Source organism: Endothiovibrio diazotrophicus, assembly GCF_054657215.1.
In genome coordinates this window covers 1-23,668 of record NZ_BAAHXB010000085.1, presented here as the reverse complement: position 1 = coordinate 23,668, position 23,668 = coordinate 1, and the positions used below count along the sequence as shown (strand labels likewise).

Here is a 23,668-nt window from a genome sequence, read left to right as displayed (position 1 = left end):
GGAAAAGATGGCGCGATTCGGGATCGACAGTATTCAACTGCAATTCCAGGTAAGCCACGATGAGGAGCACGTCACCCTGCGTGCCGAGTTGGATGACGGCCGGCGCATCGACTTCGGCGAGCGGATCCATCACTACCTGCTGCTGACGCTGGCACGACAGCGGAGTCAGGATTGGCACCAGGGATTTGACGAAGCGACCCAAGGCTGGTTGGAGATGGAGGCGCTATGCGGCATGCTCGGCATGGATGCCTCCCACGTCAACATCCAGATTCACCGGGCGCGCAAGCAGCTCAAGGGATTGTTGTCCGGCAGCGTCGACGCCGACGATCTCATCGAGCGTCGGGTAGGCAGTTTACGGCTGCGTTCCCGACGTTTCCGGATCTATCGGGGCTCACGGCTGGAGGCCTCGCTATCGCCCGTCTCGCGGAGCGGAGAATCCGCGGAGGCTGACATCGATGAGTGACGTTCCGGGGTATCAGGATCTCAGCCTCATCGGGCGAGGCGCCACGGCCCGGGTGTATCGGGCGGTGCAGGTCTCCACCGGTCAGCATGTCGCCATCAAGATCCTGACCGCCGGGCCAAGGGCCTGGGATGGCGAGCGGGGCGATTCACGCTTCGCCCGCGAACTACGTCTGTGCGCGCAACTCCACAACCCGCACATCGTGCGGCTGATGGACCAGGGGGTGTGCGGCGACAGCTCACCCTATGCGGTCTTCGAATACATTCCCGGCCACTCCCTGGCGCGGCATATCGCGCAACACGGCCCGCTGAGCCCGGCCCAGACGAAGGAGCTGATGCTGCAAGCCCTGGATGCGCTGACCTGCGCCCACGCCCGCGGCATCATCCACCGCGACCTGAAGCCGCAGAATCTGATGGTCACCCAGACCGGCCCGCGGATGACGCTGAAGGTTCTGGACTTCGGTATCGGCGCCTGGCTGGATCCGGTTCAGGCGGACGATCCCGAACGCCTGACGCTGGCGCACGAATGTCTCGGCACGCCCGCCTACTGCGCCCCCGAGCAGCTCAAGGGCGAGGCGCCCGGCCCCCAATCCGATCTCTATGCCTGGGGATTGATCTTCCTCGAATGTCTGACGGGGATGCCGGTGCTCTCCGGCATGAGTTCGGCCGAGATCATCCATCGCCAACTGTCCGATGAAGTCATCGTCCTGCCGCCGTTCATCGCCCAACACCCGGTGGCCCGTCTGCTCAGAGCGGTTCTGGCCAAGGATCAGCGGCGGCGCACGGCCGATGCGGCGGCGCTCTACGAGAGACTGGCGAAGCTGAACCTCGACGATATCTTGCCACCGGCTCGAGCGGCGGCAGGCCCCGCGCGGGAACAGGATACCCAGATCATTCCCGATCCGGTTGTCGCCCAGCGCGCCGAGCTGCGACCGCTGACGCTGCTCTGCTGCAAGCTGAAGCTGGTTCCGATCGGTGACGTCCGGCAGTCCGGCCCCGCGGCCCTCGAGCAACTCCTGGCGGACAAGTTGACGGCCAGCAAGGAGCTGCTGACCCGCTTCGGCGGCTACCCCGCCGGCGCCTTGGGCGGGGGGCTGATGGCGTATTTCGGCTATCCCTATCACAGCGACCAGAACGCACGTCTGGCGGCCCGGACGAGCCTGGAGCTGCGGCGCGCGGGACAGGCCTGGAATCGTGAATTGGCCTCCCAGGGGCTGCGTTGCGTCATTCACCAGGCGATTCATAGCGGCATCGCCCCCCTCATCCAGGACAGACCGCTGATCAGCGAGCTGTCGAATGTCGCCCTGGGCATGCTGTTCCTCGCAGGTAGCGACCAGATCACGATCAGCGACGCAAGCCACCGATTGCTGCGCGGGCATGCGGAGTTTTCGCCCGCGCCGAGCCCGTTGAGACTGGATGCGGACGAGGAGATTCCGTTGTACCTGCTGCTCGACGCGCAGGTGCCGGACAACGCATCACGCCAGGGCACGGTCCTGTTGGGCCGGCATGAAGAGCTGGAACGGTTGCGACAACTGTGGCGTGACTGCTCGAAAGAGAGCAGCGCGGCAGCGATCGTGGCGGATGCCGGCATGGGCAAGACGGAGTTGGTCAAGTTTTTCGTCGAAGAGATCGGCGCTACGGGTGGCCCGGCTCTGTTTTGGCGCTGTCTGCCCGAGTATCGCCACAGCGCTCTGCATCCCGTCCTGAGGGGGGTGGAGCACGCGCTGGGTTTACCCGGCCTGGAAAGTGCCGAAGAGCAGCGTTCTCGATTGCGGCAGGCGTTGGCCGACGCCGGAGTGGAGGATGCCAACTGCTTCGAAGTGCTCTGCTATTGGCTGAACGTGCCCGGTGCCGATCCGGAACAGCGCCGCCATTTTTCTCCGGAGCGGCAGCGACACCTGCTGTACACGGCGCTCTATCCGCTGATCCTTTGCCAGGGCCGGGAGGAGCCCCTGCTGCTGGTCATCGACGATATCCATTGGCTGGATTCCGTGAGCCTGGAATTCATCAAGGAGTTGCCGCTGCGGGCCGACGGGGGGCGGGTGTTGCTGTTGGTGACGCTGAGGCCGCACGAGCAGGTCAATGAACTGCTGCAATGGGTGGCGCACCGGTTGCCGCTGCCGCCCTTGAGCGAGTCCGAGAGCCTGACGTTCGCGCACCAAGTGCTCGGCATCCGCGCCGGCGATCCGGCACTGGTTCGCAAACTGGTGGAGCGCAGTGGCGGGGTTCCTCTGTTCATCGCGGAGTTGGCGCAGATGGCCGATACCACGCGCTTCGATGAGGAACTGCCGTTGTCGCTGATGGACGTCCTGGGCAGCCGTATCGAAGGGTTGGGAGAGGCCAAGGTGGTTTTGCACTGGGCCGCCGTGGCCGGTCATGGCGTGCAGGCCGAATGGGTGAGCGAGTTGGCGGGGGAGCAGCCGGCCTGGGTGCAGACCCAGTTGAGGAGCTTGCAAGAGGCGGGGCTGCTCAAGCTCGAGCAGGATTCCCCCGAATGCCGCTATGGGTTCGCACATGCCTTGTATCGTGACGCCGCATACCAGCAGATCAACACCCCGCGGTTGCTCGGGATGCACAACCGGGTCGCCGACCGGTTGGTCCGGGACGAACACCTCGATTCCGCCCTCATCGCCAATCACTATGCGAAGGGGCAGAACTACGGCGAGGCGATACGTTTCGCCTTGCGGGCGGTGCGCGATGATCTCGGCATGGCCTCCTCGGAACAGGCCCTGGAGAGGATCTCGGATCTCTTGAGCTGGTCCAGGAAACTGCCGGAGGCCGAGCGGCACGATGCGCAGCTGAAGGCCTTCGAGCTGCGCGGACAGGCGTTGACCCATCGCTTCGGCTGGGCCCACCCGACGGTGCTGGAGAATGTCCGCAAGATCCAGGAATTCATGCAGCAGAAGGCCCTGCTGTCGACCCATAAGGTCAAGGCGGCGACCCTCTGGTCTCTCGGCACCTTCTATCACGTCTCCAGTCAACGCGAATCGGTCCATCAGGTTGCCGGCGAGCTGATCGATATGGCCGACCACCTGCTGGATGACGGGCTCGCCATCCTGGGACGATGCCTGCATGGCCAGGGGCACTGGATCGACGGGCGCTACGATCAGGCGTCGGTCGAGCTGCTCAAGGCGCGCGCGCAGTATGACCCGCAGCGTCACAAGATACTGGCCCGGGACTACACCCTGGATGCCTACGTCTGGGCAACCGCCACCCTCGCCCTGGTGCGCTGGTTCCAGGGGCAGCCGGATGAAGCGCGCGAGTACGCCGGACAGGCCATCGAACGGGCCAGGGCGGTTCAGCACATGCCGTCTCTGGGTATCGCATTGATGTACCAGGCCTACATCCACCAGTATGAGCAGGATCGCGGCAGGACCGGGGAGGTCGCCGCCGAATTGCTGGCCCTGGCCGAGACCTACGGCCTCTCGGCGGTTCAGGGGTACGCTTCCGCCCTGCTGGGGTGGGCGTCCGATGACCTGGAGCGGATCACCGGCACCCTGGGGCTGCTCAAGGCGTTGGGGTGTCTGCTCGGCCTGACCTATCTGCAATCCCTGGCGGCGGAGGTGAGCCTGCGCCGGGGTGACGTGGCGAAGGCGCAAGACCTGCTCAACGAGGGTTTGCAGATGGCCCACGATACCGGAGAGCGCTACTTTCTGGTGCCCCTATATCAACAGAAGGCACATGCCCTTTTCCATGCCGGCGCCGCCACCCAGGGCGCACTGCAGTGCCTGCAACGCGCCGTCGAGTTGAGCCGGACGCAAGGGATACGGCTGGACGGCTACAGGCCCCTGGTGACGGACTACGTCGACGACCAACGGCTGGCCTCCTATTGGCGGCAGGTCTACCCGTCGAAGTCGCGCTCGGCCACCGACAGCGATTGAGTCTCCCGCCTTCGCCGAACCGGCGATCGCCTCTCCCGAACCGCGAAAACAGCCCCGTGTAATGGCGTGTAATGGGAGAGCTGGCATGCACCCGATACGATTCCTCCGCCGAGCTTCGGACATCATTTGGTCAACAACGCGGAGGATATGAGATGAAAACGGAAAATTATTCTGTTTATGACCGTTTCTTGCAGTTTCGGGCAGTGATCATTCGAGCGGTCGCCGTGGCCTGGAAGGAGGAGGCCTTCCACGAGGCATTCAAGAACGATCCCAGAAAGGCGTTGGAGATTCGCTTCGACTATAACTGCCCGTTCGACATCGAGATCAAAAGCAATCCGAACAACGCGGCGTGGGACAAGAACCTTCAGGGGGATTGGCTGGTCTACAGGCGGGATGAGTTGAGGATGGTCCTGCCTCCCAAGCCGGAGAACCCGGAAGACGAGCTCATTGCCCTTACCAAGTATAACAGACGGCACTTTGGCGGCCTTATCTAACTATAAATCAACCGAGGAGCATTCCCGATGCCACGCAACAACAAAACACCCGACTACGAGACACTGCTCGAGTTCCAGAACGTATATCTGCGCGCGATCGCCCTGGCCTGGACGGACGACGAATTCAAACGGCGTCTCCTGGACGATGCCAGTCTCGCCCTGCAGGACTATTACGGCTACAAGCTCCCATGGACGGTAAGGCTCTCCGTGGAGTCCGTCGATGAGAAGGTCCACGGGTGGAATTCCCGCGAAAAGCGCTGGAACCTTCCCAGAGACACCATCAGTGTCGGCATTCCGGAGAAACCCGGCGAAGACAGTCAACCCGTGGCGCTGGCCGCTTACAACGACGCGGGGCCGACCTATCTGTTTACCTGCTGCTAGGAAGATTTTCGGAGAAGGGATCTCTCCACCCCCCCCGACTTCAGTCCTGTGTTGGTGTGAGCAGACATCGGGACTCACCCTATACCTATCCGGTTCCGCCCTGATGTTATCTCTGGACCAACGGCCACGTTTCGCATCCGACCGCAGAGTCGTCCAGCTCGACGACGCAATCTACATAAGCGCACCGCGCCAGATCACAGTGCATAAGGCGGCCGCCACCCGCGTCCTTTGCCGTCATATCGATGGACAAACCACCGTTGCCGGGCTGTTGAACGAGCTGTCCCCGGCCCACGCCGAACCGGAACTCTACTATCGCCTGCAACAGCTGTTCGATCACGGTCATCTGTGCGTCGGAGAGGAGGAGGTCTCGTCCGCGGACGGCGAGTCCCTCGGCCGTTGGCAGGAGACGCTGCAAAGTGAGCTCACCCGTACCTTCGGCCAGGACGTATTCCTGGCTCTCCTGCCCAATCCGTTCGATGGCGAGGCCGTCGCCCGGTTGCACGAAGGCCGGCGTGCAGGGAAGACGTTGATCCTGGCCCACCCCTATGGCGAGACCCCCTGGATCAGTACGCCACTGGGTCGGAAGGGCGGCGCCTGTCCTTTCTGTCTGCTGTATTGGCTGCGCCAGAATCGGCCGGTGGAGCGGTTCCTGCTGAGACAGCGCCACGCTGCGACGCTGCATCAGGGGCAACCGAAGCCGGCCAGGCAGGGCGCGTTGGATCTCCTATCCGCGCAACTGATCGCCCGGTTGCGCGACGAGCCGCCGGATACCCAGGCCGAACTGTTCGCCTGGGTGGCCGACGACAATACCGTGCAATGGCACCCGTTCTACCGGCGCCCCCAGTGCGGTCATTGCGGGAATCCCGCGGCAATGGTGGAGCAGGCGGCCAACCCCCCCCGGTTACGCCGGGAGAGTGCCGCCGCCCAAGGTGCCGGGCTGCGTAGCGAGGACCCCGGAAAGACCTACCAGCGCCTGAGTCATCTGGTCAGCCCGCTGTGCGGACCGGTGGCCTATCTGCACCCCATGCCGGGCCGCCATGGCGACTCCCGCTACGTCTATGCCGCCGGCTACCTGAACTGCCCACGTCAACTCACCGGCGAAAACGACTTCGACAAGCTCTGCGCCGGCAAAGGCGACCACTCGGAGCAGGCCCGCACCAGTGCGCTGTGCGAGTCCATCGAGCGATTCAGCGGCCTCTACCAGGGCGACGAGCCTCGCAGACGGAGCCGCCAGGCCGATCTGGATGAGCCCAGCTACGGCTTCGACACCTTGCAGCTGTTCAGCGCCCGGCAACGGGCCAGGCGAAGGGCGATCAATCAAACCACCCGCGACCCGCGCAAACAGATTCCCGTGGGCTTCGATCGCCACACCCGGATCGATTGGACCCCGGCCTGGTCCCTCGGCGGCGGACGCCGCGTCTGGGTGCCGCTCGGCTACTGCTACGCCGAAACGCCGCTGGAGAGTGGTCTCGCCTTCGGCATCCACAACCCGAACGGCTGCGCCGCGGGGAGTCACCTGGACGAGGCGGTCCTGCAAGGGCTGCTGGAGTTGATCGAACGGGATGCGGTGGCCATCTGGTGGTACAACTGCCTGCTCCGGCCGCGGGTGGACCTCGCCGACTTCGGTATTCCCTACTGGAGCACACTGATGACGGAGTACGCCGCGCAGGATTACGACTTCTGGGTGCTGGACCTGACCCATGACCTGGAGATCCCGTGCTTCACCGCCATCGCCCGCCACCGTCATCAGGGGCACCACGCCATCGGATTCGGCTGTCACCTCGATCACCGCATCGCCATCAACCGGGCCATAACCGAACTGAACCAGCTGTTCGATCCCGGCCCCAACCGGGTCAACCCGTGGAACCAGGATCTGCTGATCGACGGCGACTTTCTTCGTCCGGATCCGGCGCAACCTCCGCGTGGCCGAGCCGACTATGCTCGGCCTGCCGCCCGTTCTACGGCCGACGCGCTCGAACGCTGCATGCAGCGCCTCGAACAGCAGGGGATGGAGGTGCTGGTCGTCGACAAGAGCCGGCCCGATTTGACGCTCAAGGTCGCCCAAGTGATCGTGCCGGGATTGCGTCATTTCTGGCCGAGGTTCGGGCCGGGTCGTTTGTATGATGTGCCGGTGAAGCTTGGCTGGAGGGGAGGCGTTCTGGCGGAAGACGAACTCAATCCGGCGTTGTTGTTCTTATAGATGTTCGAAAAGACTGGCGACGCGGAAGAAAAATACAACGTCGCCATGTGTCGCCGGACGCTGCTCCTCCCGCACTGACGGCGCGCATCCCTTGTCGAATTCTCAACATGGCGTCACCTATGGCCGCAAAGCGCTACACCGCGCTTGGCCCCCCTGCCTCAATACTCCTTGACCGATGAGATGGAATGTCTCTCTTTGTCGCCCCACCAACGGTGAGCGGTGCGGTTGGTCGGTGCGCGGAAAATGCGAGCGTTCTCCTGGTGGAAATGGTGCGCTATGTAATCTGCTGTAACCGAATGTAATTGGCCGTAATTGGTTCCAAAAAGGAGGGTAGGTACGATTCATTGACGCAGCGGAAAGATGTCTTCGGAATGGTTAGACATGAAGTTTTAAATTCCGAAATATTGAGTTCGCTGCGGACATGAGAAAGTTAGGGTATGGGAAGTCAAGGATGAATGAGATGGCGTGAACTCAGGACCATGCCGAGACATTTTTTAATCAATGTAAACTATATGAAACAGGAGAAGTCAGATGTCCACATTCAAGGTCAATATCCCCGCCGGCCCGCTTTGGAGCAACGATATGGCGCAGGCTGTCGGCCCCAAGGTCGCCGCCGCCCACGCCGGAACGTTCACCGGGCAGTGGAGTACGGTGGTCGACACTGAGATGAGCGTGGTGGAGGTGGAGCTGCCGGTTAGCCGTTCCGGTACCCACGAGTTTGTTACCGAGGTCGTTGCCGGTCCGCTGTGGAGCAACGAAGAGGCGCAGAAGGTGGGTCCGAACATCGCCGCCTCCTACGGTGGGGTGTTCACCGGTCAGTGGCGCACTATTACCGAAGGCGTGATGAGCGTCATTCAGGTCAAGTTCCTGTACTAGATTATTAGCCCGTGCGCCGGTCAACGACGGTCCACGGGTTATATTTCGTGGCGTAGTTTCGAACGGTGGATGTGTCAGCTAGAGGAGATAGCCCATGCCATTCAAGATGACTTCAAATGTTGCGCAATACGGTGGCGCAGATTGGGATAGTCACCTTGGAACCATCAGTGGAACCACGGTGATCGAAGCGCGGCGCCATGCGGTTTTGATCGAATAAAAAATCGTCAAATGCTGTAAATGGATATGTTTTCCAAAATCAACAATTCGTTCAATGATGATGAGGATCCAAGAAATGAATGATACTAGCCTGCCTCCTACTCATCCCAATCCGACCGCTCGTGATCTGACCGGCGTTTGGTATCAGACCGGGGACTCCGCATATTACTACATACGTGAATATCTGTCGGGCCCGGAAATTCCGTTTCGTTTCGTGTGGTCGAGCCAAGCCACGGAAGAAAGTTATGGTTGTGGTGTGCAAGGCGCCTATGCTTTCTCAAATGTTGCGTACGGAAAGCGAGAAGGCAATCTGCTCGAATTATTTTGGGTGGACGTGCCTAAAGGATATTGTATGAATGGCGGTCGAGCGCTCCTTGAGATCGTCGATGATGGAGATGGCTTGCGTCTTCAGTGGCTGGAAGGTGACCCGGTGCCTGAATTTGCCAGAGGCGCTTTTTACCCACAAGGTTCGGATCAATTTCCCTCGGAGAATTGATTTGCCTCGTGATTTTGTTGCACCCGAGACTCTTGCGTGACGGAGGGTGTAAATAGTCACTTGGTATTGGTGAGCCCCGCGTTGCGGGGCTTTTGTTTTGCCTCGTGGCCGGTGTGGGTATCGATTGCGGCGAGCAGCTGCGCCTTTTTGATCGGCTTGGTCAGGTGTCCGTCGCAGCCGGCCTCCAGGCTCTTGCGTGCATCACCGTCGAGGGCGTGGGCGGTGAGGGCGAGGATGACGGTAGGCGAGTGTCCGCCGCCTCGTTCCGCTTCGCGGATCGCGCGGGTGGCCTGATAGCCGTCCATCAGCGGCATCTGGATGTCCATCAGGATCAGGTCGAAGCGCTCGCTGGCCGCCCGGCGCACCGCCGCTTCGCCGTCGCCGACCACCTCCAGGTGGTGGGGGGTGCCCTTCAGGTAGGTCTGGATCAGCAGGGTGTTGTCTTCGGAATCCTCGGCCATGAGGATGCGCAGGGCCGCTTGTGGCTGTCTGGCGCGCTCCGGTTCTTCTTCCGGGATGGCGGCGGGGAAGGGGGCGGCGACGGGCGGCGCGGAGAGCAGCGGCAGCTCGATGTGGAAGGTGCTGCCGTGGTCGAGGCGGCTCTCGACATGAATCCGGCCGTCCATCCGCTCGATCAGCTGGCGGGTGATCGCCAGGCCCAGACCGGTGCCGCCATAGCGGCGGGCGTAGCCGGTGTCCACCTGGGTGAATTTCTCGAAAATCCGTTCGAGGTGATCCGGACCGATGCCGATGCCGGTGTCGCTGACGCTTAGCCGCAGGATCTCGGGGCGGGAGCGTCGGTCGGCTTCGAGGGTCACCGTCACCCGGCCTCGTTCGGTGAACTTGACGGCGTTGCCGATCAGGTTGACCAGCACCTGACGCAGGCGGCGCTCGTCGCCCCGCACCCAGCTGTGGTGGACGGGGTCGACGTGTCGCTCCAACCGCAGGCCCTTGTTCTCGGCGACCACCCCCATCATCCCGACGGTCTCCTCGACGATCCGCGCCAGCTCCACCGGCTCTTCACGGAGCGAGGCGCGGCCCGCTTCGACGGCGCTCAGGTCGAGGATGCTGTCGATCAACTCCAGCAGGGTGTTGCTCGCCTGTTGCAGACGGTGCAGGTGGGCACGCTGTTCGTCGTCGAGGTTCGATTCGAGCAGCAGGTCGCCGAGCCCCACCACCACGTTCATCGGCGTGCGGATCTCGTGGCTCATGGTGGCGAGAAATTCGCTCTTCGCCCGGTTGGCGGACTCGGCACGGTTCCGCGACTCGGTCAGCGCCTGCTCGCTCTCGCGCTGTCCGGTGATGTCGTGGGCGATGCCGAGCACGCCGATGACCTGGCCGCGGGCGTCCCTCATCGGGGTCTTGGTGGTCTCCATCAGCAGGTGGCGGCCGTCGCTGGCGTAGGTGATCCACTCTTCGTTGGTTGAGGGACCGCCGTGGGCGATCGCCTTGAGGTCGTGCTCGCGGAAGGAGTCGGCCTGCGAACGGTCGACGAAGTCGTAATCGGTCTTGCCGACGATCTCCTCCTCGGCGGCGCCGAAATAGCGTTCGAACTCGCTGTTGCAGGCGAGGTAGCGCCCCTCGCCGTCCTTCAGCCAGACCAGGTCCGGCACGGTGCGGATCAGCGACTTGAGGAAGCCGCGCTCGCGCTCCAGATCGCCGAGCGCGTGTCGCAGGCTCTCTTCGGTGTCACGGCGCTCGGTGATGTCGGTGAAAATGGTGGCGAACTGGTTTGGTCCAGGGGAGAAGACCGAGATGTCGAAGTGCCGCGCCATCGGTTCGTAACGGCTCTCGAAACGGGTACCCCGGCCGCTCAGACCCACCTCGCGGAAGATCTCCAGATAAGGGGGCGGGGTCTGCCCGTAGATCGCGGAGGCGAGCTCGCCCTCCACCGCCTCCTTGCTCAATCCGAGGATCGCGCTGTACGCGGGGTTGACCTCGAGGATGCGGTAGTCGGTGGCGCGTCCCTGTTCGTCGAACACCAGTTCGTGCAGGGCGACCCCTTCGTTCATCGCCTGGAACAGCGTCTGGAAGCGTTGCGCGTCGTCGTGGCGGTGGGGAGATTCCGGGTCTCGGTTCATCGTGGGTGGTTGCCGTGGTGGAGACGATGTCCACAGGATTGTCGCCGCCTCTCCGTGGCGGGATCGTCTTCTCTCCTTCGTCTCCAAGCTTAGAAAAATTTGATCCCCCGCGCTGGCTTTTTTCGCGGAACTCCGGCGGCGCGCCACGGTCTTCCCCTACGTCGTTCGTGTATTGGCTTGACGTTTAGGAGGAGCGTTGCGGGATGTCGCCGACAACAACCAACCACCACCGTTCCTTTTTCCCGTTCCTGTTCATCCGCCCCCCGCCCCGTCCGCACCGGCCGTGATCCGCCGGTGGCGCCGCTCGCCGGCTTCGCTGCGGCGGGGGGCTGCCCCGTCGCCGACCCCCCATTCGCTTCGGGAGCATCCAATCAGATGATTCAAATCGAACAGTTGAGTCGCCGCTACGGTGGTTTCACCGCCGTGGACGACGTCAGTTTCACCATCGGTGGTGGTGAGGTGGTCGGTCTGCTCGGCCACAACGGCGCCGGCAAGACCACCATCATGAAGATGATCTGCGGCTTTCTGGAGCCCACCGCCGGGTCCATCACCGTCGACGGCCTGCGCGTCGGCCGGGACACCGCGGCGATCCAGGCGCGCATCGGCTATCTGCCGGAGAACTGTCCGGTGTGGCCGGAGATGACGGTGATCGACTATCTCGACTACCAGGCGGCGCTGCACGGCGTGCCGGAGGTGCAGCGCAATGCGGCGATCGTCCGCGCGATCCGCCGCACCGCGCTGAAGGAGAAGGCCGCCGCGCCGATCCACACCCTCTCCCGCGGCTACCGCCAGCGGGTCGGGGTGGCCCAGGCGATCCTCCACGACCCCGACATCGTGATCCTCGACGAGCCCACCAACGGCCTCGACCCGACCCAGATCCGCCACATGCGCGAGCTGATCCGCGAGCTGGCGAAGAGCGCCACGGTGATCGTCTCCACCCACATCCTGCAGGAGGTGCAGGCGGTCTGCGAGCGGGTGTTGATCCTGCGCGCCGGCCGGCTGGTGGTCGACTCGCGGATCGACGAGTTGCAGCGCGGCCACGCCCTGCTGGTGGCGGTGGAGGGCGACGCGGCGCCCGCGCTGCACGGCGTCGACGGGGTCTCCTCGGTGACCCCTTTGGCGAGCGTCGACGGCCGCTCGCGCTACCGTCTGGAGGCGCTGCCGGAGGCGGCGCCGAAGGTGGCCGCGGCGCTCGCCGGGGCCGGCGTGGCGCTGCACGAACTGCACGCCGAGCGCCACGACCTGGAGACGGTGTTCGCACGGGTCAACGAGGAGGTGGCCAATGGATAGTCTGCTCCCCGCCGTCGGACGGGTGGCGCGCAAGGAGTTTCGCGGCTTCTTCGCCACCCCGGCGGCCTATCTCTTCCTCGGCGCCTTCCTGGCGGCGACGCTCTTCATCTTCTTCTGGGTGGAGAAGTTCTTCGCCCGCAACATCGCCGACGTGCGGCCGCTGTTCCAGTGGCTGCCGCAGCTGCTGATCTTCCTGGTGGCGGCGCTGACCATGCGCGCCTGGTCCGAGGAGCGGCGCGGCGGCACCCTGGAGAGCCTGCTCACCGCGCCGGTGCCGCCGCTCGCCCTGGTGCTCGGCAAGTTCGCCGCCGCCCTCGGCCTGGTCGCCCTGGCGCTGGCGCTGACCCTGCCGCTGCCGGTGACCGCCTCTCTGCTCGGGCCCCTCGACTGGGGGCCGGTGGTCGGTGGCTACGTGGCGACGCTCTTCCTCGCCGCCGCCTACGTGGCGATCGGTCTCTACATGAGCGTGCGCACCGACAACCCGATCGTCGCGCTGATCCTCACCGCGGTGGTCTGCGGGCTCTTCTATCTGGTCGGCAGCGACACCCTCACCGGGCTGTTCGGCCACTCCGTCGCGCGCATCCTCGACGACCTCGGCACCGGCTCGCGCTTCGCCTCGACCACCCGCGGGGTGCTCGACCCGGCCGACCTCTACTACTACGTCTCGCTGGTCGGGGTGTTCCTCACCCTCAACCTCTACACCCTGGAGCGGCTGCGCTGGGCGGGCAACCCGGCCAGCGCGCGCCACCGCCGCTGGGGCGTGCTGGCCGGCTTGGTGGCGGCCAATTTCGTCGCCGCCAACCTGTGGCTGACGCCGCTCAATCTGGCCCGCGCCGACATCACCGCGGGGCACCTCTACACGTTGTCGGATGCCACCAGGCAGCAGCTCGCCGAGCTGCGCGAGCCGCTGCTGATCCGCGGCTACTTCTCCGCCAAGACCCACCCGCTGCTGGCGCCGCTGGTGCCGCAGATCGAGGACCTGTTGCACGAGTACGCGGTGGCCGCCGGGGGACGTGCGCGGGTGGAGTTCATCGATCCCACCCGCGACCGCGACGCCGAGGAGGAGGCCGCCTCGCGCTACGGCATCCGCCCGGTGCCGTTCCAGACCGCGGATCGTTACCAGTCGGCGGTGGTCAACTCCTACTTCAACCTGGTGATCGCCTACGGCGACCAGTACGAGACCCTCGGCTACCGCGACCTGATCGAGGTCAAGGCGCGCGGCGAGCGCGACCTCGACGTGGTGCTGAAGGACCCCGAGTACGCCATCACCCGCGCCATCCGCAAGGTGGCCGGCGCCTACCAGTCGGGGGGTAATCCGTTCGAGGAGCTGAATCACCCGATCACCTTCAAGGGCTACCTCTCGCCCGACGACCGTCTGCCGGAGAGCCTGCGCACCCTGCACGGCGACCTCCAGGGGATCCTCGACGATCTCGTCAAGAAGTCCGACGGCAAGCTCAAGGTGAGTTTCGAGGACCCGGACGCCGACGGCGGCAAGCTGGCCGCCGAGCTGAAGCGCAAATACGGCTTCGGCCCGCAGATCGCCAGCCTGCTCGATCCCCAGCCGTTCTGGTTCTACATGGTGCTGGAGGGCGACGGCGACGCGGCCCAGGTGCCGCTGCCGGAGACCCTCGACAAGGCCTCCCTGGAGCGCTCGATCAACGCCGCCCTGCAACGGCTCACCCCCGGCGTGCTGAAAACCATCGCGGTGGTCAAGCCGCCGGCCTACGGCCCCGGTGGGCAGCACTACAGCGAGCTGGAGAAGGTGCTCGGCGAGAACGCCCGGCTGAAGACGGTGGATCTGAAGAACGGCCGGGTGCCGGAGGAGGCCGACCTGCTGCTGCTGTTGGCGCCGCGTGAGCTGGACGACCGCCAGCGCTTCGCCGTCGACCAGTTCCTGATGCGCGGCGGCAGCGTGGTGCTCGCCACCTCGCCGTTCGACGTCCAGGTGGGCAACTCGCTGAAGGCGTCGAAGGAGAAGTCGGGCCTCGGCGACTGGCTCGCCGGCTACGGTATCGACGTCGGTGACGCGATGGTGCTCGATCCGCAGAACGCCGCCCTGCCGGTGCCGGTGGAGCGCAACATCGGCGGCCTTTCGCTGCGCGAGATCCGCATGCTGCCCTATCCCCACTTCCCCGATCTGCGCGACGAGGAGTTGAATCCGGACAACCCGATCACCGCGGCGCTCGGCCAGCTCACCCTCAACTGGGTCTCGCCGATCAGCGTCGATGCGCAGAAGAACGCCAAGCGCAAGGTGACCGAGCTGCTGCACAGCTCCGCCGAGAGCTGGACCTCCGATTCGCTGGACATGGTCCCCGACTACCGCGGCTACCCCGACAGCGGCTTCGCGGTGAGCGGCCAGCGCGGAGCGCAGCTGCTGGCGGTGGCGCTGGAGGGGCGCTTCGACTCCTACTACCGCGGCAAGGAGTCGCCGCTGGCGGCCGAGGAGGCGGCCAAGCCGGACGAGCCGGCGCAGGGCGGAGCGAAAGCGGGCGAGAAGGAGGAGAAGAAGCCGCGGATCACCGGCGTGATCGAGCGCTCCCCCGAATCGGCGCGGCTGATCGTGGTCTCCAGCAACACCTTCGCCTCCGACGCCTCGCTGGAGCTCGCCTCCCAGGGGATGAGCACCCTCTATACCCAGCCGCTGGCCTTCCTGCAGAACGCCATCGACTGGTCGCTGGAGGACCGCGGCCTGCTCTCGCTGCGCGGCCGCACCCGGCTCGCGCGCACCCTCGATCCGTTGCCGGAGGGGCAGCGCCGCGTCTGGGAGTACCTGAACTACGGTCTGGCGCTGGCCGGCCTGATTGCGGTGTGGGGCTGGCGCCGTCGGGTGGCGGTCGCCGACCGTCGCCGGTACCAGCGGATCCTTGCGGAGGCCTGAACGATGAACCGTACGATGAACAACACGATGAAACTGCTCGCCGTGGTGCTCGCCGCCCAGCTGCTGCTGGCGCTCGCCGTCGGCACCGAAGGTCCCGGCCTCGCCGTCAACGGCGAGCGCGTCCCGCTGGTGGCGGCGGCCAAGGAGAAGGTCGATCACCTCATCCTGGAGGGACCGGACCAGGCCAAGGTGGAGCTGGTGCGCAAGGGCGACGGCTGGCAGCTCCCCGCGGTCGACGGCTTTCCTGCCGATGGGGGCCGGGTCGACCAACTGCTCGATCGCCTGATCGCGCTCAAGGGGGGCAGCGCGGTGGCCACCAGCGACGGTGCCCGCGAGCGCTTCCGGGTGGACGACCAGAACTTCGAACGGCGCATCACCCTGCGCCACGGCGACGAGGCCCTGGCCACCCTCTACCTCGGCACTTCGCCCGGCATGCACCTCGTGCACGCCCGTAGCGGGGAGAACGATGCGATCTACGCGGTCAAGCTGGCCACCTACGACGTTCCGGTGAAGCGGGCCGCGTGGGAGAAGAAGGACCTGCTCGGGATGTCGCGCAAGGAGATCGTGGCGATCGGCGTCGACGGCCTGAGCATCGAGCGGGCCGCGCCGCCGGCTGCGGCCGGGGACAAGGAGGACGCCGGGAAGCAGGAGGCCTCCCCGGCGCCGGGCTGGATCCTGAAGGGGGGCGAGGGGAGCCTCGATGTCGCCGCGGCGGACAAGCTCGCCGGCCTGCTCGCCGACCTGCGCATCGACGAGGCGCTCGGTCGAGAGGTGAAGCCGGAGTATGGCCTGGAGAAGCCGCGGCTGGCATTCACCGTCACCCGCCACGACGGTGAGGTGCTGAGCTATGCACTGGGCAGCGACCCGCAGGGTAAGCGCTATACCCTGAAGCGTTCCGACCGTCCCGAATACTTCCGCGTCGCCGGCTACGTCGCCGAGCCGCTGATCGCCGCCGCCGGGCGCGACGCGCTGCTCGGCATCGAGGCGGCGTCGAAGGCGGCGACGGGCGAGGCGAAATGATGGATTGACCACGCAGGGTTTCGCCCGGGGAGGGGCGATATGGGCTGGAGCGCGACTGCTCCAGCCTTTTTTTTGTCACCGGGTTTCTGTGGCGACCGGCAGACCCCCCGGGTTACCACGCTCTGCGTGGGTAGCCCGGCCTCCCCGCCGGCACCGCCGCATCCTCTGGACGCGCCGCGTCGGCACCGCCAGGAGTGCGCACCGCCGCCCCGGGCAGGACGCAGAGCGTCCAAGCGAGTCGGTGGCGACGCAGAGCGTCGCCACCAGAAGACCACCAGAAGACCACCAGAAGACCACCAGAAGACCACCAGAAGACCACCAGAAGACCACCAGAAGACCACCAGAAGACCACCAGAAGACCACCAGAAGACCACCAGAAGAGGGGCGCCGGTAGGAGGTTGCCATCGCACGGGATCAGGCACGACCCGCCGTTAAAAGCACCGGCGAAAGACCGGTGAAATGGTACAATTAATCATCGTCACGGAAACGCTTACCCACCCCATGCACGATCAGACTGAACAGGTCGTCGAGTCGATCATCCAGTTGACCCGGCAGCGCAGTCAGGACTCCCTGGAACGGAGCCTGGTGGAGACCCTGATGGAGCTGCTGAAGGCGCAGGAGATCGTCTTCAGCCGGCTGCCCGACATGCACGACCGGAGTGGACTGCGCGAGATCGTCCACCTGCGCCGGTCGTCCGATGGCGATGGCTTCGAGCCAATCGACCTGCGCGACGGGGAGCCGGACGATCCGTTGTTGCTGCGCTGCTTCCACGAGGGGCAGCGGATCGTCCACCCGGGGCCGGGTCCCTGCTGCCACTACCCGGTGCCCTTCGGCAACGAGACCGTCGGGGTGCTCTCCCTCACCGCCACCAAGGGCAAGGGGCGCGAGACCCTGGTGCGCGGGCTGCTGCGGATCTACGAGAACTACCTCTCGCTGATCGACGACAGCGAGCGCGACACCCTCACCGGACTGCTCAACCGCAAGACCTTCGATACCCGCCTCTCGGCGGTGCTCGACCGCGCCCGCTACACCGAGGGCGAGAGTCCCACCGGCCACGAGCGGCGCCACAATCTGGGGGGAGGACACTGGCTGGCTGTGGTCGATATCGACTACTTCAAGCGGATCAACGACACCTTCGGCCACCTCTACGGCGACGAGGTGCTGCTGCTGCTGGCCCAGCTGATGCGCCGCGCCTTCCGCGCCGGCGATCTGCTGTTCCGCTACGGCGGCGAGGAGTTCGTCATCGTCCTCGCCCCCACCTCCGGCGACGATGCCATGGCGGTACTCAACCGCTTCCGCGAGACGGTGGCCGGCCACCTGTTCCCCCAGGTGGGGACGGTGACGGTGAGCATCGGGGTGGTGGAGATCTGCGACCAGGACTCCCCCTCGGAGGTGGTGGGCCACGCCGACCAGGCCCTCTACTACGCCAAGGAGCACGGCCGCAACCGGGTCTGCGGTTACCGCGAGCTGGTCGCCCTCGGGGCGTTGCAGCTCCAGCGCACCGCCGACGACATCGAGCTCTTCTGAGCGGGGCTGCGGAGGGATCGGGAACGGCAGGAGGGGGGGGCGTGCGGTAGCGATACGATGCGGGGAGGGAGGCCCGCCGGGACGTGATCAATCCATCGTTCTCGATCCCTGAGACGCCCCGGCGGGTTAAGCAAATGATACGAAAAGGTGAAATTAATAATCCATCAAAAGCGCGCCTAAAAAGGGTAATCCAGTCAATCTCTTACAACATCAGAAACGGCTGACAGTGATTTCCCGGAGGGGGACATGGGCGGTGTCGGGAGGCCGCTCATGGCCTGTGGCGCAAGGGATTTTCGGCGCTCACGGTATCGCTTGAGTGGTGCGTGGGAAGCGACCCAATGTGCCAAAGCCGACATTTTTTGTTGGTTAAATAAAGGTCAATTCTCACCGAATCAGTCGCTTAATGATTGGCTCGCCGGTTGCTACGGGAGGGGAGGCCCACTGCATACCCCTTTCCGCCGCATGAAGCTACAGATCGAACGCAGCCACCTGGAGGCGCTGGTCGCCGCCTTTCCCGACCTCCGCCCGCTCGGCGAACAGCTCAAGTTCGGCAACCGCGCCGAGATCCCCTTCCACCAACTGACCCCGCAACAGCTCGCCTTCCTGCGTGAGCGCTACGAGGCCGCCGGCCCCGCGCTGCGCGGTCGCGCCGCCCAGCTCGCCACCCTGGAGCAGGCGCTCGCCGGCGGCGGCGAGCGCTTCGCGGAGGGGGAGCTGGAGAAGCTGGTCACCGCCGTCGCCCGCTTCCTGATCGACGACGGCATCCGCGGCTGGCTGTTCCGCGCCAACCCCGCCGGTAAGCCGCTCGCCTACCTGGTGGCGCGCATCGACTTCACCCCGCCGGGGGAGGAGGAGGCGGGGAGGGTGCTGCTCGATCTGAAGGCCAACGCCATGGGCAAGATCGCCACGGTGACGGTGATGATCAATGAGCGCGACATCGCCGGGCGCACGGTGGCCGAGATCCTCGCGCTGAAGGGGTTCCTCAAGGAGACCTCGGCGCTGATCGCCGCCTATGACGCCTCCGCCGAGCGCTTCTTCGCTTGGCGCGCCGACTACAGCCGTCAGTTCTCCGGCCGCGGCACCGGCATCTTCGCCGAGGACCCGGCCAGCCCGCGGCGCAACACCGACTGGACCCGCAAGCGGGTGGTGGTGCTCTCCTCCGGCGGCGATTGGGCGCGGCTGGTCAACGACGAGGAGATCCTCAAGGAGCGCGAGCTGACCCTCGACGCCTCCGGCGACCTGCTCGGCAAGTACCTGGGCAAGGCCGGGCGCAGCAGCCGCTACGACAGCGGCGTCGAGGACGAGGCCGAGGCGTTGCAGGCGGGGCTGCCCGAGGGGCTCTTCACCGAGCTGCCGGTGCACGGCTACGTGCTGATGTTCCACCTGGAGCTGCACCACCACCTGTGGGTCCACGTCGACGACATGCACCCCTACGAATACCAGCCGGGGCTGAAGGAGAAGCTGATCCTGCCGCCGGAGCAGACCGACCTGATCGACATCCTCACCGCCGAGATGGACCTGCTGATGGACGACATCGTCAGCGGCAAGTCGGGCGGCACCACGGTGCTCTGCGCCGGTCCCGCGGGGGTCGGCAAGACGCTCACCGCCGAGGTCTACTCCGAGATCATCAAGCGTCCGCTCTACCGCGTCCACTCCGGCCAGCTCGGGCTCAACGTCGGCGAGATGGAGCAGGCGCTGAAGGACGCGCTGACCCGCGCCCAGCGTTGGGGGGCGGTGATGCTGATCGACGAGGCCGACGTCTACATCAAGCGGCGCGACGACGACATCGCCGCCAACGCGGTGGTCGGGGTTTTCCTGCGGGTGCTGGAGTACTTCAACGGCCTGCTCTTCCTGACCACCAACCGGGTGGGCGACATCGACGAGGCGATCGTCTCGCGCTGCATCGCGCTGATCCGCTACCACCCGCCGGGGCTGGCCGACCGCCGCCGCATCTGGGCGGTGATGGTCGAGCAGTTCGGCCTGCGGGTGCCGGGGGAGCTGCTCGACACCCTCGCCGAGCGCTTCCCCGAGGCGAGCGGGCGCGACATCAAGGGGCTGGCCAAGCTCACCGCCAAGTACTGCCACCACAAGGCGGTGGCGCCGACCCTGCCGGTGTTCGAGCGGTGCAGCATCTTCCGCGGCATGGAGCTGGGCGCGGTGGAGGGGGTGGCATGACGCCGGAACACGTCGCCGCCTGGGCCGCCGCCCATCCGCTGTCACCGACCCACGTCGATTGCGCCACCGCGGTGATGCTCAAGATCCTCGACGGCAAGTGCAAGATGGACGCCGAGGAGAAGGGGGTGATGGCGCTGCTCTACGACCAGGTGAAGTCGTGCCCCGGCAACCTGCTGGGCGAGGCGATCCACCAATTGATCGCCGACTCCCGCGGCGAGCTGGACGACGGGCAGCGCATGCGCATCTACGAACAGCGGGTGTTCGCCGAGACCATGATCTCGCGCCCGGTGATGAAGGGTTTCAAGGCGATGATCCGAGAAGAAGGGCTATTTGATCGATGATGAAGTTTTACATGACGCCGGGCTCGTGCAGCACCGGCATCCACATCCTGCTGGAGGAGATCGGGCTGGTCTTCGAGGCGCACCTGGTCAATCTGCTGGCGGGTGACCATCGCACGCCGGAATACCTCGCGCTCAACCCCAAGGGGACCATCCCCACATTGGCGCGCGCCGACGGCAGCGCGCTCACCGACTTTCAGTCCATCGCCTGGTGGCTGGCGCGCAGCTATCCGCGGCGCAAGCTGCTGCCGGAGGATGCGGAAGGGGAGGCACGGGTGCTGGAGGCGATGAGCTACGCGGTGAATACCGTTCACGGGCAGGGCTTCACCCGCATCTTCACCACCGAGAGCTACACCGCCAACGAGGCGGAGCATGCGGCGGTGAAGGCCCGCGGCCGGGAGATCGTCGACGAAGGGTTCCGGATCTTCGACGACCTGCTCGCCGACAAGGAGTACCTGTTCGGCGGCTTCACCATCGCCGACGCCGCGCTTTTCTACGTCGAGTTCTGGGCCGACCGCATCGACATCCCGCTGCCGGCCAATTGCGAGGCCCACTACCGGCGGATGCTGCAACGCCCGGCGGTGCGCCAGGTGCTGATGGAAGAGGGCTACGGCAGCCTGTTCCGCTGATTCCGTTCGGGGGAGGGGCCACCGCCGACCCGTAGGTCGGTGCTACCGCACCGACGCAAACGGGGGCAGCGGGGTTGGAGTCACGAGAACGCTTCCGACCGCCCCGTCCCGTTCGGATGGCTTCGACGCGAGATTTTCCACCGGTGCCTCCGTTCCCGTCGCCGCGGTAGCGACGACCTACGCCCACCACCGAAGAGAAACGACAATCCCATGCAACTCCGCGACCTCCTCGACGACCCCCCCACCACCGACGGCGACGTCATCCCGCTGGAGTTCAAACAACTGCTGCGCGAACCCCTGGAGGTCTTCGCCGACGGCGAACGCGCCGAACGGCTGCTGCTCGACGCCCGCAGCCGCCTCCCCGAACGGCTGGAGATCCCGGTCGCCCTCTACAAGCTCTACGCCTACACCAACCGCTTCGCCGAATCCCTCGCCCTGATCCACGAGGTGCTGGAACGCAGCGCCACCCGCGCCGGCTTCCCCGCCGACTGGCGCGCCTTGAAAGGCAGCGACTCCCCCTGGACCGGCCCCGCCACCGGCGACCCCCGCCTCTACCTCTACACCCTCAAGGCCCTCGGCTTCGTCTCCCTGCGCGCGGGGGATCTCGATACCGCCTGCCGGGCCTTGGAGAAACTCCACGAACTGGACCCCGGCGATCAGGTGGGCGGCAGCGTCGTCCGCCAGATGGCCGAGCGGTTGGCGGAGGAGATGGAGGCGTGACCACGAAGGCCCTTTTGCGCTGGGTGTCGCGCGGCGGTGACCTTTTTGCACGAAGGTGAAGTTGGCGTAGGGTGTGCCGACGACAGGAGGCGCACCCTACCCGGAATTCGACGCACTCCCCTGTAGGAGCGGCCCCAAGGCCGCGATGACGCCCTTTCCGTTGCCCCCCACCCGCATTGGTACCGGTAGGTCGCCGCTGCCGCGGCGACGCAAACGAAGGCATCTGCGGGAAATTCCGCGCTAAACCCTCCGAACGGATCGATCCCCTCGAAGAGGTCGTCGCCCCTCCCGCCCCACCGCCCCGTTCTGTCCGCCGGCCGAGTATCGACATCGCGCTGTTCATGCTACATATATCGGCACTAGAAGCGAGTGAAGCCGAACGATCGGCACCCAACACTCGGTATCCGCAACGGCATGCATGGCGAGGTGGCCGAATGAATCTGAAAGTCGTTTTCGAACCCAGTGAAGAGGGCGGTTTCACCGTCTACGTACCTAGCCTTCCGGGCTGCATCAGCGAGGGCAAGGACAAGGAGGAGGCGCTGCGCAACATTCGCGAGGCGATCGAACTCTACCTGGAACCGGTCGACGACGATCTGCCGATGGCCGAACGTGCCGAGGTGATGGACATCGCCGTATGACCAAGGTGCCGGCTATCTCCTATGTGCGCCTGATCAATGCGTTGAAACGCGACGGGTGGGTGATGGTCCGGCAGAAGGGAAGCCACATCCGGATGCAGAAGAACCTGCGCACGGAAACCCTCAAAATCACCGTGCCGGCCCACGTCCCGATCAAACGCTCCACCCTTTCCCACATCCTGAAGCAGTCGCGCCTCACCGTTGAGGAGTTTCTGGAGCTGCTGTGATCGCCTGACATGATCGTCGGAGTACCCTTCCCGGTATTCGAACCATTTCCCTGTAGGAGCGGCCCCGAGGCCGCGATGACGCCCTTCCCGTTATCCCCCACCCGCCCGGGTACCGTAGGTCTCCGCTACCGCGGCGACGCGAACGGAGGCACCGTTGCCCGATTTGCCGCCGAACCACGCCGAACGGGAGGTCGCGGTCGGCAAGGACATCGCAGCCCCAACCCCGCTGCCCCCGTTCGCGTCGCCGCGGTAGCGACGACCTACGGGCTCAATCCTTCGCCGCCAGCTCCGGTAGGTCCTCGGCCATCCACAGGGTGGGGATGGGGTTGCGGTCGTCGGGGTCGGCGTAGGCGAGGTGGGCGAGGCCGGTGGGGTCGCCGCGGTAGCGCCAGAGGGGGGCGTCGCTCTGCGGCTCCTCGGCGACGAGGGCGAGCCAGCCGTCGGCGACGGGGAGGAGGGTGGCGAGGGGGCGGCCGGTTTCGGCGTCCCAAATGCGGGCGGTGGAATCCCTGCTCGCGGTGACGATGCGCAGGCCGTCGTTGGAGAAGGCGGCGGAAAAGATGGAACCGGAGTGACCTTGGAGGGTTTGAATGAGTGAACCGGAAGCGGCGTCCCAAATGCGAGCGGTGTGGTCGATGCTCGCGGTGACGATGCGCAGGCCGTCGTTGGAGAAGGCGGCGGAGTTGACGGGTCTGGAGTGTCCTTCGAAGGTTTGAACGAGTGAACCGGAAGCGGCGTCCCAAATGCGAGCGGTGTTGTCGTAGCTTGCGGTGACGATGCGCCGGCCGTCGTTGGAGAAGGCGGCGGAATAGATGGAACCGGAGTGACCTTGGATGGTTTGAATGAGTGAACCGGAAGCGGCGTCCCAAATGCGAGCGGTGTGGTCGAGGCTCGCGGTGACGATGCGCAGGCCGTCGTGGGAGAAGGCGGCGGAGGTGACGGTGTTGGAGTGACCTTGGAGGGATTGAATGAGTGAACCGGAAGCGGCGTCCCAAATGCGAGCGGTGTGGTCGATGCTCGCGGTGACGATGCGCAGGCCGTCGTTGGAGAAGGCGGCGGATTGGACCCAGTCGGAGTGACCTTGGAGGGATTGAATGAGTGAACCGGAAGCGGCGTCCCAAATGCGAGCGGTGTGGTCGTTGCTC

20 protein-coding genes are annotated in these 23,668 nt (G+C 65.3%); 18 read left to right on the top strand and 2 right to left on the bottom strand.

Translation table 11 applies throughout. The features are described from left to right. The 8 genes from ACYQ2W_RS18410 to ACYQ2W_RS18375 all read left to right on the top strand — a co-directional run. Window positions 1–463, top strand: a 463-nt coding sequence (locus tag ACYQ2W_RS18410) for a hypothetical protein (RefSeq protein ID WP_459870399.1), incomplete at its 5' end; no start/stop codon positions are given. Beyond that, entirely contained in the window at window positions 456–4,340 is a 3,885-nt protein-coding gene (locus ACYQ2W_RS18405; protein WP_459870396.1) for a TOMM system kinase/cyclase fusion protein, read from the top strand. The genes ACYQ2W_RS18410 and ACYQ2W_RS18405, both read left to right, overlap by 8 nt. Before the next feature lie 152 nt (window positions 4,341–4,492). Next, complete coding sequence (locus ACYQ2W_RS18400; protein WP_459870393.1) at window positions 4,493–4,834, top strand: BMA_0021/BMA_0022 family TOMM bacteriocin; 342 nt, start codon at window positions 4,493–4,495, stop codon at window positions 4,832–4,834. Window positions 4,835–4,861: 27 nt separating this feature from the next. Beyond that, window positions 4,862–5,215 (top strand): BMA_0021/BMA_0022 family TOMM bacteriocin, encoded by a 354-nt coding sequence (locus tag ACYQ2W_RS18395; protein WP_459870391.1) that lies wholly within the window; start codon window positions 4,862–4,864, stop codon window positions 5,213–5,215. A 268-nt stretch (window positions 5,216–5,483) separates the two neighbouring features. Beyond that, complete coding sequence (locus tag ACYQ2W_RS18390) at window positions 5,484–7,415, top strand: TOMM precursor leader peptide-binding protein (protein ID WP_459870388.1); 1,932 nt, start codon at window positions 5,484–5,486, stop codon at window positions 7,413–7,415. A 531-nt stretch (window positions 7,416–7,946) separates the two neighbouring features. Beyond that, window positions 7,947–8,291, top strand: coding sequence for a mannan-binding lectin (locus tag ACYQ2W_RS18385; RefSeq protein ID WP_459870385.1), 345 nt, complete (start codon window positions 7,947–7,949; stop codon window positions 8,289–8,291). A gap of 94 nt (window positions 8,292–8,385) precedes the next feature. Continuing rightward, window positions 8,386–8,508, top strand: coding sequence for a hypothetical protein (locus ACYQ2W_RS18380; RefSeq protein WP_459870382.1), 123 nt, complete (start codon window positions 8,386–8,388; stop codon window positions 8,506–8,508). Between the two features lie 75 nt (window positions 8,509–8,583). Then, window positions 8,584–9,003, top strand: coding sequence for a hypothetical protein (locus tag ACYQ2W_RS18375; RefSeq protein WP_459870380.1), 420 nt, complete (start codon window positions 8,584–8,586; stop codon window positions 9,001–9,003). A gap of 56 nt (window positions 9,004–9,059) precedes the next feature. On the opposite strand, the gene ACYQ2W_RS18370 is transcribed toward ACYQ2W_RS18375, so the two are convergent. Beyond that, the gene (locus ACYQ2W_RS18370) at window positions 9,060–11,084 is read right to left on the bottom strand and encodes an ATP-binding protein (protein WP_459870378.1); all 2,025 of its coding nucleotides are present in this window, start codon (window positions 11,082–11,084) and stop codon (window positions 9,060–9,062) included. A 375-nt stretch (window positions 11,085–11,459) separates the two neighbouring features. Here ACYQ2W_RS18370 and ACYQ2W_RS18365 point away from each other — a divergent pair, with 375 nt between their 5' ends. The 10 genes from ACYQ2W_RS18365 (at window position 11,460) to ACYQ2W_RS18320 (ending at window position 22,523) form a co-directional block, all read left to right on the top strand. After that, window positions 11,460–12,374, top strand: a complete 915-nt coding sequence (locus tag ACYQ2W_RS18365; protein WP_459870376.1) for an ABC transporter ATP-binding protein — start codon at window positions 11,460–11,462, stop codon at window positions 12,372–12,374. Beyond that, window positions 12,367–15,252 (top strand): Gldg family protein, encoded by a 2,886-nt coding sequence (locus tag ACYQ2W_RS18360; protein ID WP_459870373.1) that lies wholly within the window; start codon window positions 12,367–12,369, stop codon window positions 15,250–15,252. Before ACYQ2W_RS18365 ends, ACYQ2W_RS18360 begins: the two co-directional genes overlap by 8 nt. 3 nt (window positions 15,253–15,255) lie before the next feature. After that, the gene (locus ACYQ2W_RS18355; protein ID WP_459870371.1) at window positions 15,256–16,272 is read left to right on the top strand and encodes a DUF4340 domain-containing protein; all 1,017 of its coding nucleotides are present in this window, start codon (window positions 15,256–15,258) and stop codon (window positions 16,270–16,272) included. Between the two features lie 501 nt (window positions 16,273–16,773). Continuing rightward, window positions 16,774–17,799: a GGDEF domain-containing protein gene (locus tag ACYQ2W_RS18350; RefSeq protein ID WP_459870369.1), complete on the top strand. Its 1,026-nt coding sequence runs from the start codon at window positions 16,774–16,776 to the stop codon at window positions 17,797–17,799. A gap of 462 nt (window positions 17,800–18,261) precedes the next feature. Next, on the top strand, window positions 18,262–19,974 hold the full coding sequence (locus ACYQ2W_RS18345) for an AAA family ATPase (protein WP_459870366.1): 1,713 nt from the start codon (window positions 18,262–18,264) through the stop codon (window positions 19,972–19,974). Then, complete coding sequence (locus ACYQ2W_RS18340) at window positions 19,971–20,315, top strand: hypothetical protein (protein WP_459870364.1); 345 nt, start codon at window positions 19,971–19,973, stop codon at window positions 20,313–20,315. Before ACYQ2W_RS18345 ends, ACYQ2W_RS18340 begins: the two co-directional genes overlap by 4 nt. Beyond that, window positions 20,312–20,941, top strand: a complete 630-nt coding sequence (locus tag ACYQ2W_RS18335) for a glutathione S-transferase family protein (protein WP_459870361.1) — start codon at window positions 20,312–20,314, stop codon at window positions 20,939–20,941. Before ACYQ2W_RS18340 ends, ACYQ2W_RS18335 begins: the two co-directional genes overlap by 4 nt. Window positions 20,942–21,151: 210 nt before the next feature. Continuing rightward, entirely contained in the window at window positions 21,152–21,661 is a 510-nt protein-coding gene (locus ACYQ2W_RS18330) for a tetratricopeptide repeat protein (RefSeq protein ID WP_459870359.1), read from the top strand. A 434-nt stretch (window positions 21,662–22,095) separates the two neighbouring features. Further along, window positions 22,096–22,299, top strand: a complete 204-nt coding sequence (locus ACYQ2W_RS18325; protein WP_459870356.1) for a type II toxin-antitoxin system HicB family antitoxin — start codon at window positions 22,096–22,098, stop codon at window positions 22,297–22,299. Continuing rightward, entirely contained in the window at window positions 22,296–22,523 is a 228-nt protein-coding gene (locus ACYQ2W_RS18320) for a type II toxin-antitoxin system HicA family toxin (RefSeq protein WP_459870353.1), read from the top strand. Before ACYQ2W_RS18325 ends, ACYQ2W_RS18320 begins: the two co-directional genes overlap by 4 nt. Window positions 22,524–22,791: 268 nt before the next feature. On the opposite strand, the gene ACYQ2W_RS18315 is transcribed toward ACYQ2W_RS18320, so the two are convergent. Continuing rightward, window positions 22,792–23,668, bottom strand: an 877-nt coding sequence (locus tag ACYQ2W_RS18315; protein WP_459870351.1) for a WD40 repeat domain-containing protein, incomplete at its 5' end; no start/stop codon positions are given.

What these genes read in the sequence shown, in the direction of transcription:
- ACYQ2W_RS18395 (WP_459870391.1), top strand. Translation starts at nt 4,862, where the DNA reads ATGCCACGCAACAACAAAACACCCGACTACGAGACACTGCTCGAGTTC.
- ACYQ2W_RS18345 (WP_459870366.1), top strand. Translation starts at nt 18,262, where the DNA reads ATGAAGCTACAGATCGAACGCAGCCACCTGGAGGCGCTGGTCGCCGCC.
- ACYQ2W_RS18385 (WP_459870385.1), top strand. Translation starts at nt 7,947, where the DNA reads ATGTCCACATTCAAGGTCAATATCCCCGCCGGCCCGCTTTGGAGCAAC.
- ACYQ2W_RS18360 (WP_459870373.1), top strand. Translation starts at nt 12,367, where the DNA reads ATGGATAGTCTGCTCCCCGCCGTCGGACGGGTGGCGCGCAAGGAGTTT.
- ACYQ2W_RS18350 (WP_459870369.1), top strand. Translation starts at nt 16,774, where the DNA reads ATGCACGATCAGACTGAACAGGTCGTCGAGTCGATCATCCAGTTGACC.
- ACYQ2W_RS18320 (WP_459870353.1), top strand. Translation starts at nt 22,296, where the DNA reads ATGACCAAGGTGCCGGCTATCTCCTATGTGCGCCTGATCAATGCGTTG.
- ACYQ2W_RS18370 (WP_459870378.1), bottom strand. Translation starts at nt 11,084, where the DNA reads ATGAACCGAGACCCGGAATCTCCCCACCGCCACGACGACGCGCAACGC.
- ACYQ2W_RS18365 (WP_459870376.1), top strand. Translation starts at nt 11,460, where the DNA reads ATGATTCAAATCGAACAGTTGAGTCGCCGCTACGGTGGTTTCACCGCC.
- ACYQ2W_RS18355 (WP_459870371.1), top strand. Translation starts at nt 15,256, where the DNA reads ATGAACCGTACGATGAACAACACGATGAAACTGCTCGCCGTGGTGCTC.
- ACYQ2W_RS18380 (WP_459870382.1), top strand. Translation starts at nt 8,386, where the DNA reads ATGCCATTCAAGATGACTTCAAATGTTGCGCAATACGGTGGCGCAGAT.
- ACYQ2W_RS18405 (WP_459870396.1), top strand. Translation starts at nt 456, where the DNA reads ATGAGTGACGTTCCGGGGTATCAGGATCTCAGCCTCATCGGGCGAGGC.
- ACYQ2W_RS18335 (WP_459870361.1), top strand. Translation starts at nt 20,312, where the DNA reads ATGATGAAGTTTTACATGACGCCGGGCTCGTGCAGCACCGGCATCCAC.
- ACYQ2W_RS18325 (WP_459870356.1), top strand. Translation starts at nt 22,096, where the DNA reads ATGAATCTGAAAGTCGTTTTCGAACCCAGTGAAGAGGGCGGTTTCACC.
- ACYQ2W_RS18375 (WP_459870380.1), top strand. Translation starts at nt 8,584, where the DNA reads ATGAATGATACTAGCCTGCCTCCTACTCATCCCAATCCGACCGCTCGT.
- ACYQ2W_RS18330 (WP_459870359.1), top strand. Translation starts at nt 21,152, where the DNA reads ATGCAACTCCGCGACCTCCTCGACGACCCCCCCACCACCGACGGCGAC.
- ACYQ2W_RS18400 (WP_459870393.1), top strand. Translation starts at nt 4,493, where the DNA reads ATGAAAACGGAAAATTATTCTGTTTATGACCGTTTCTTGCAGTTTCGG.
- ACYQ2W_RS18340 (WP_459870364.1), top strand. Translation starts at nt 19,971, where the DNA reads ATGACGCCGGAACACGTCGCCGCCTGGGCCGCCGCCCATCCGCTGTCA.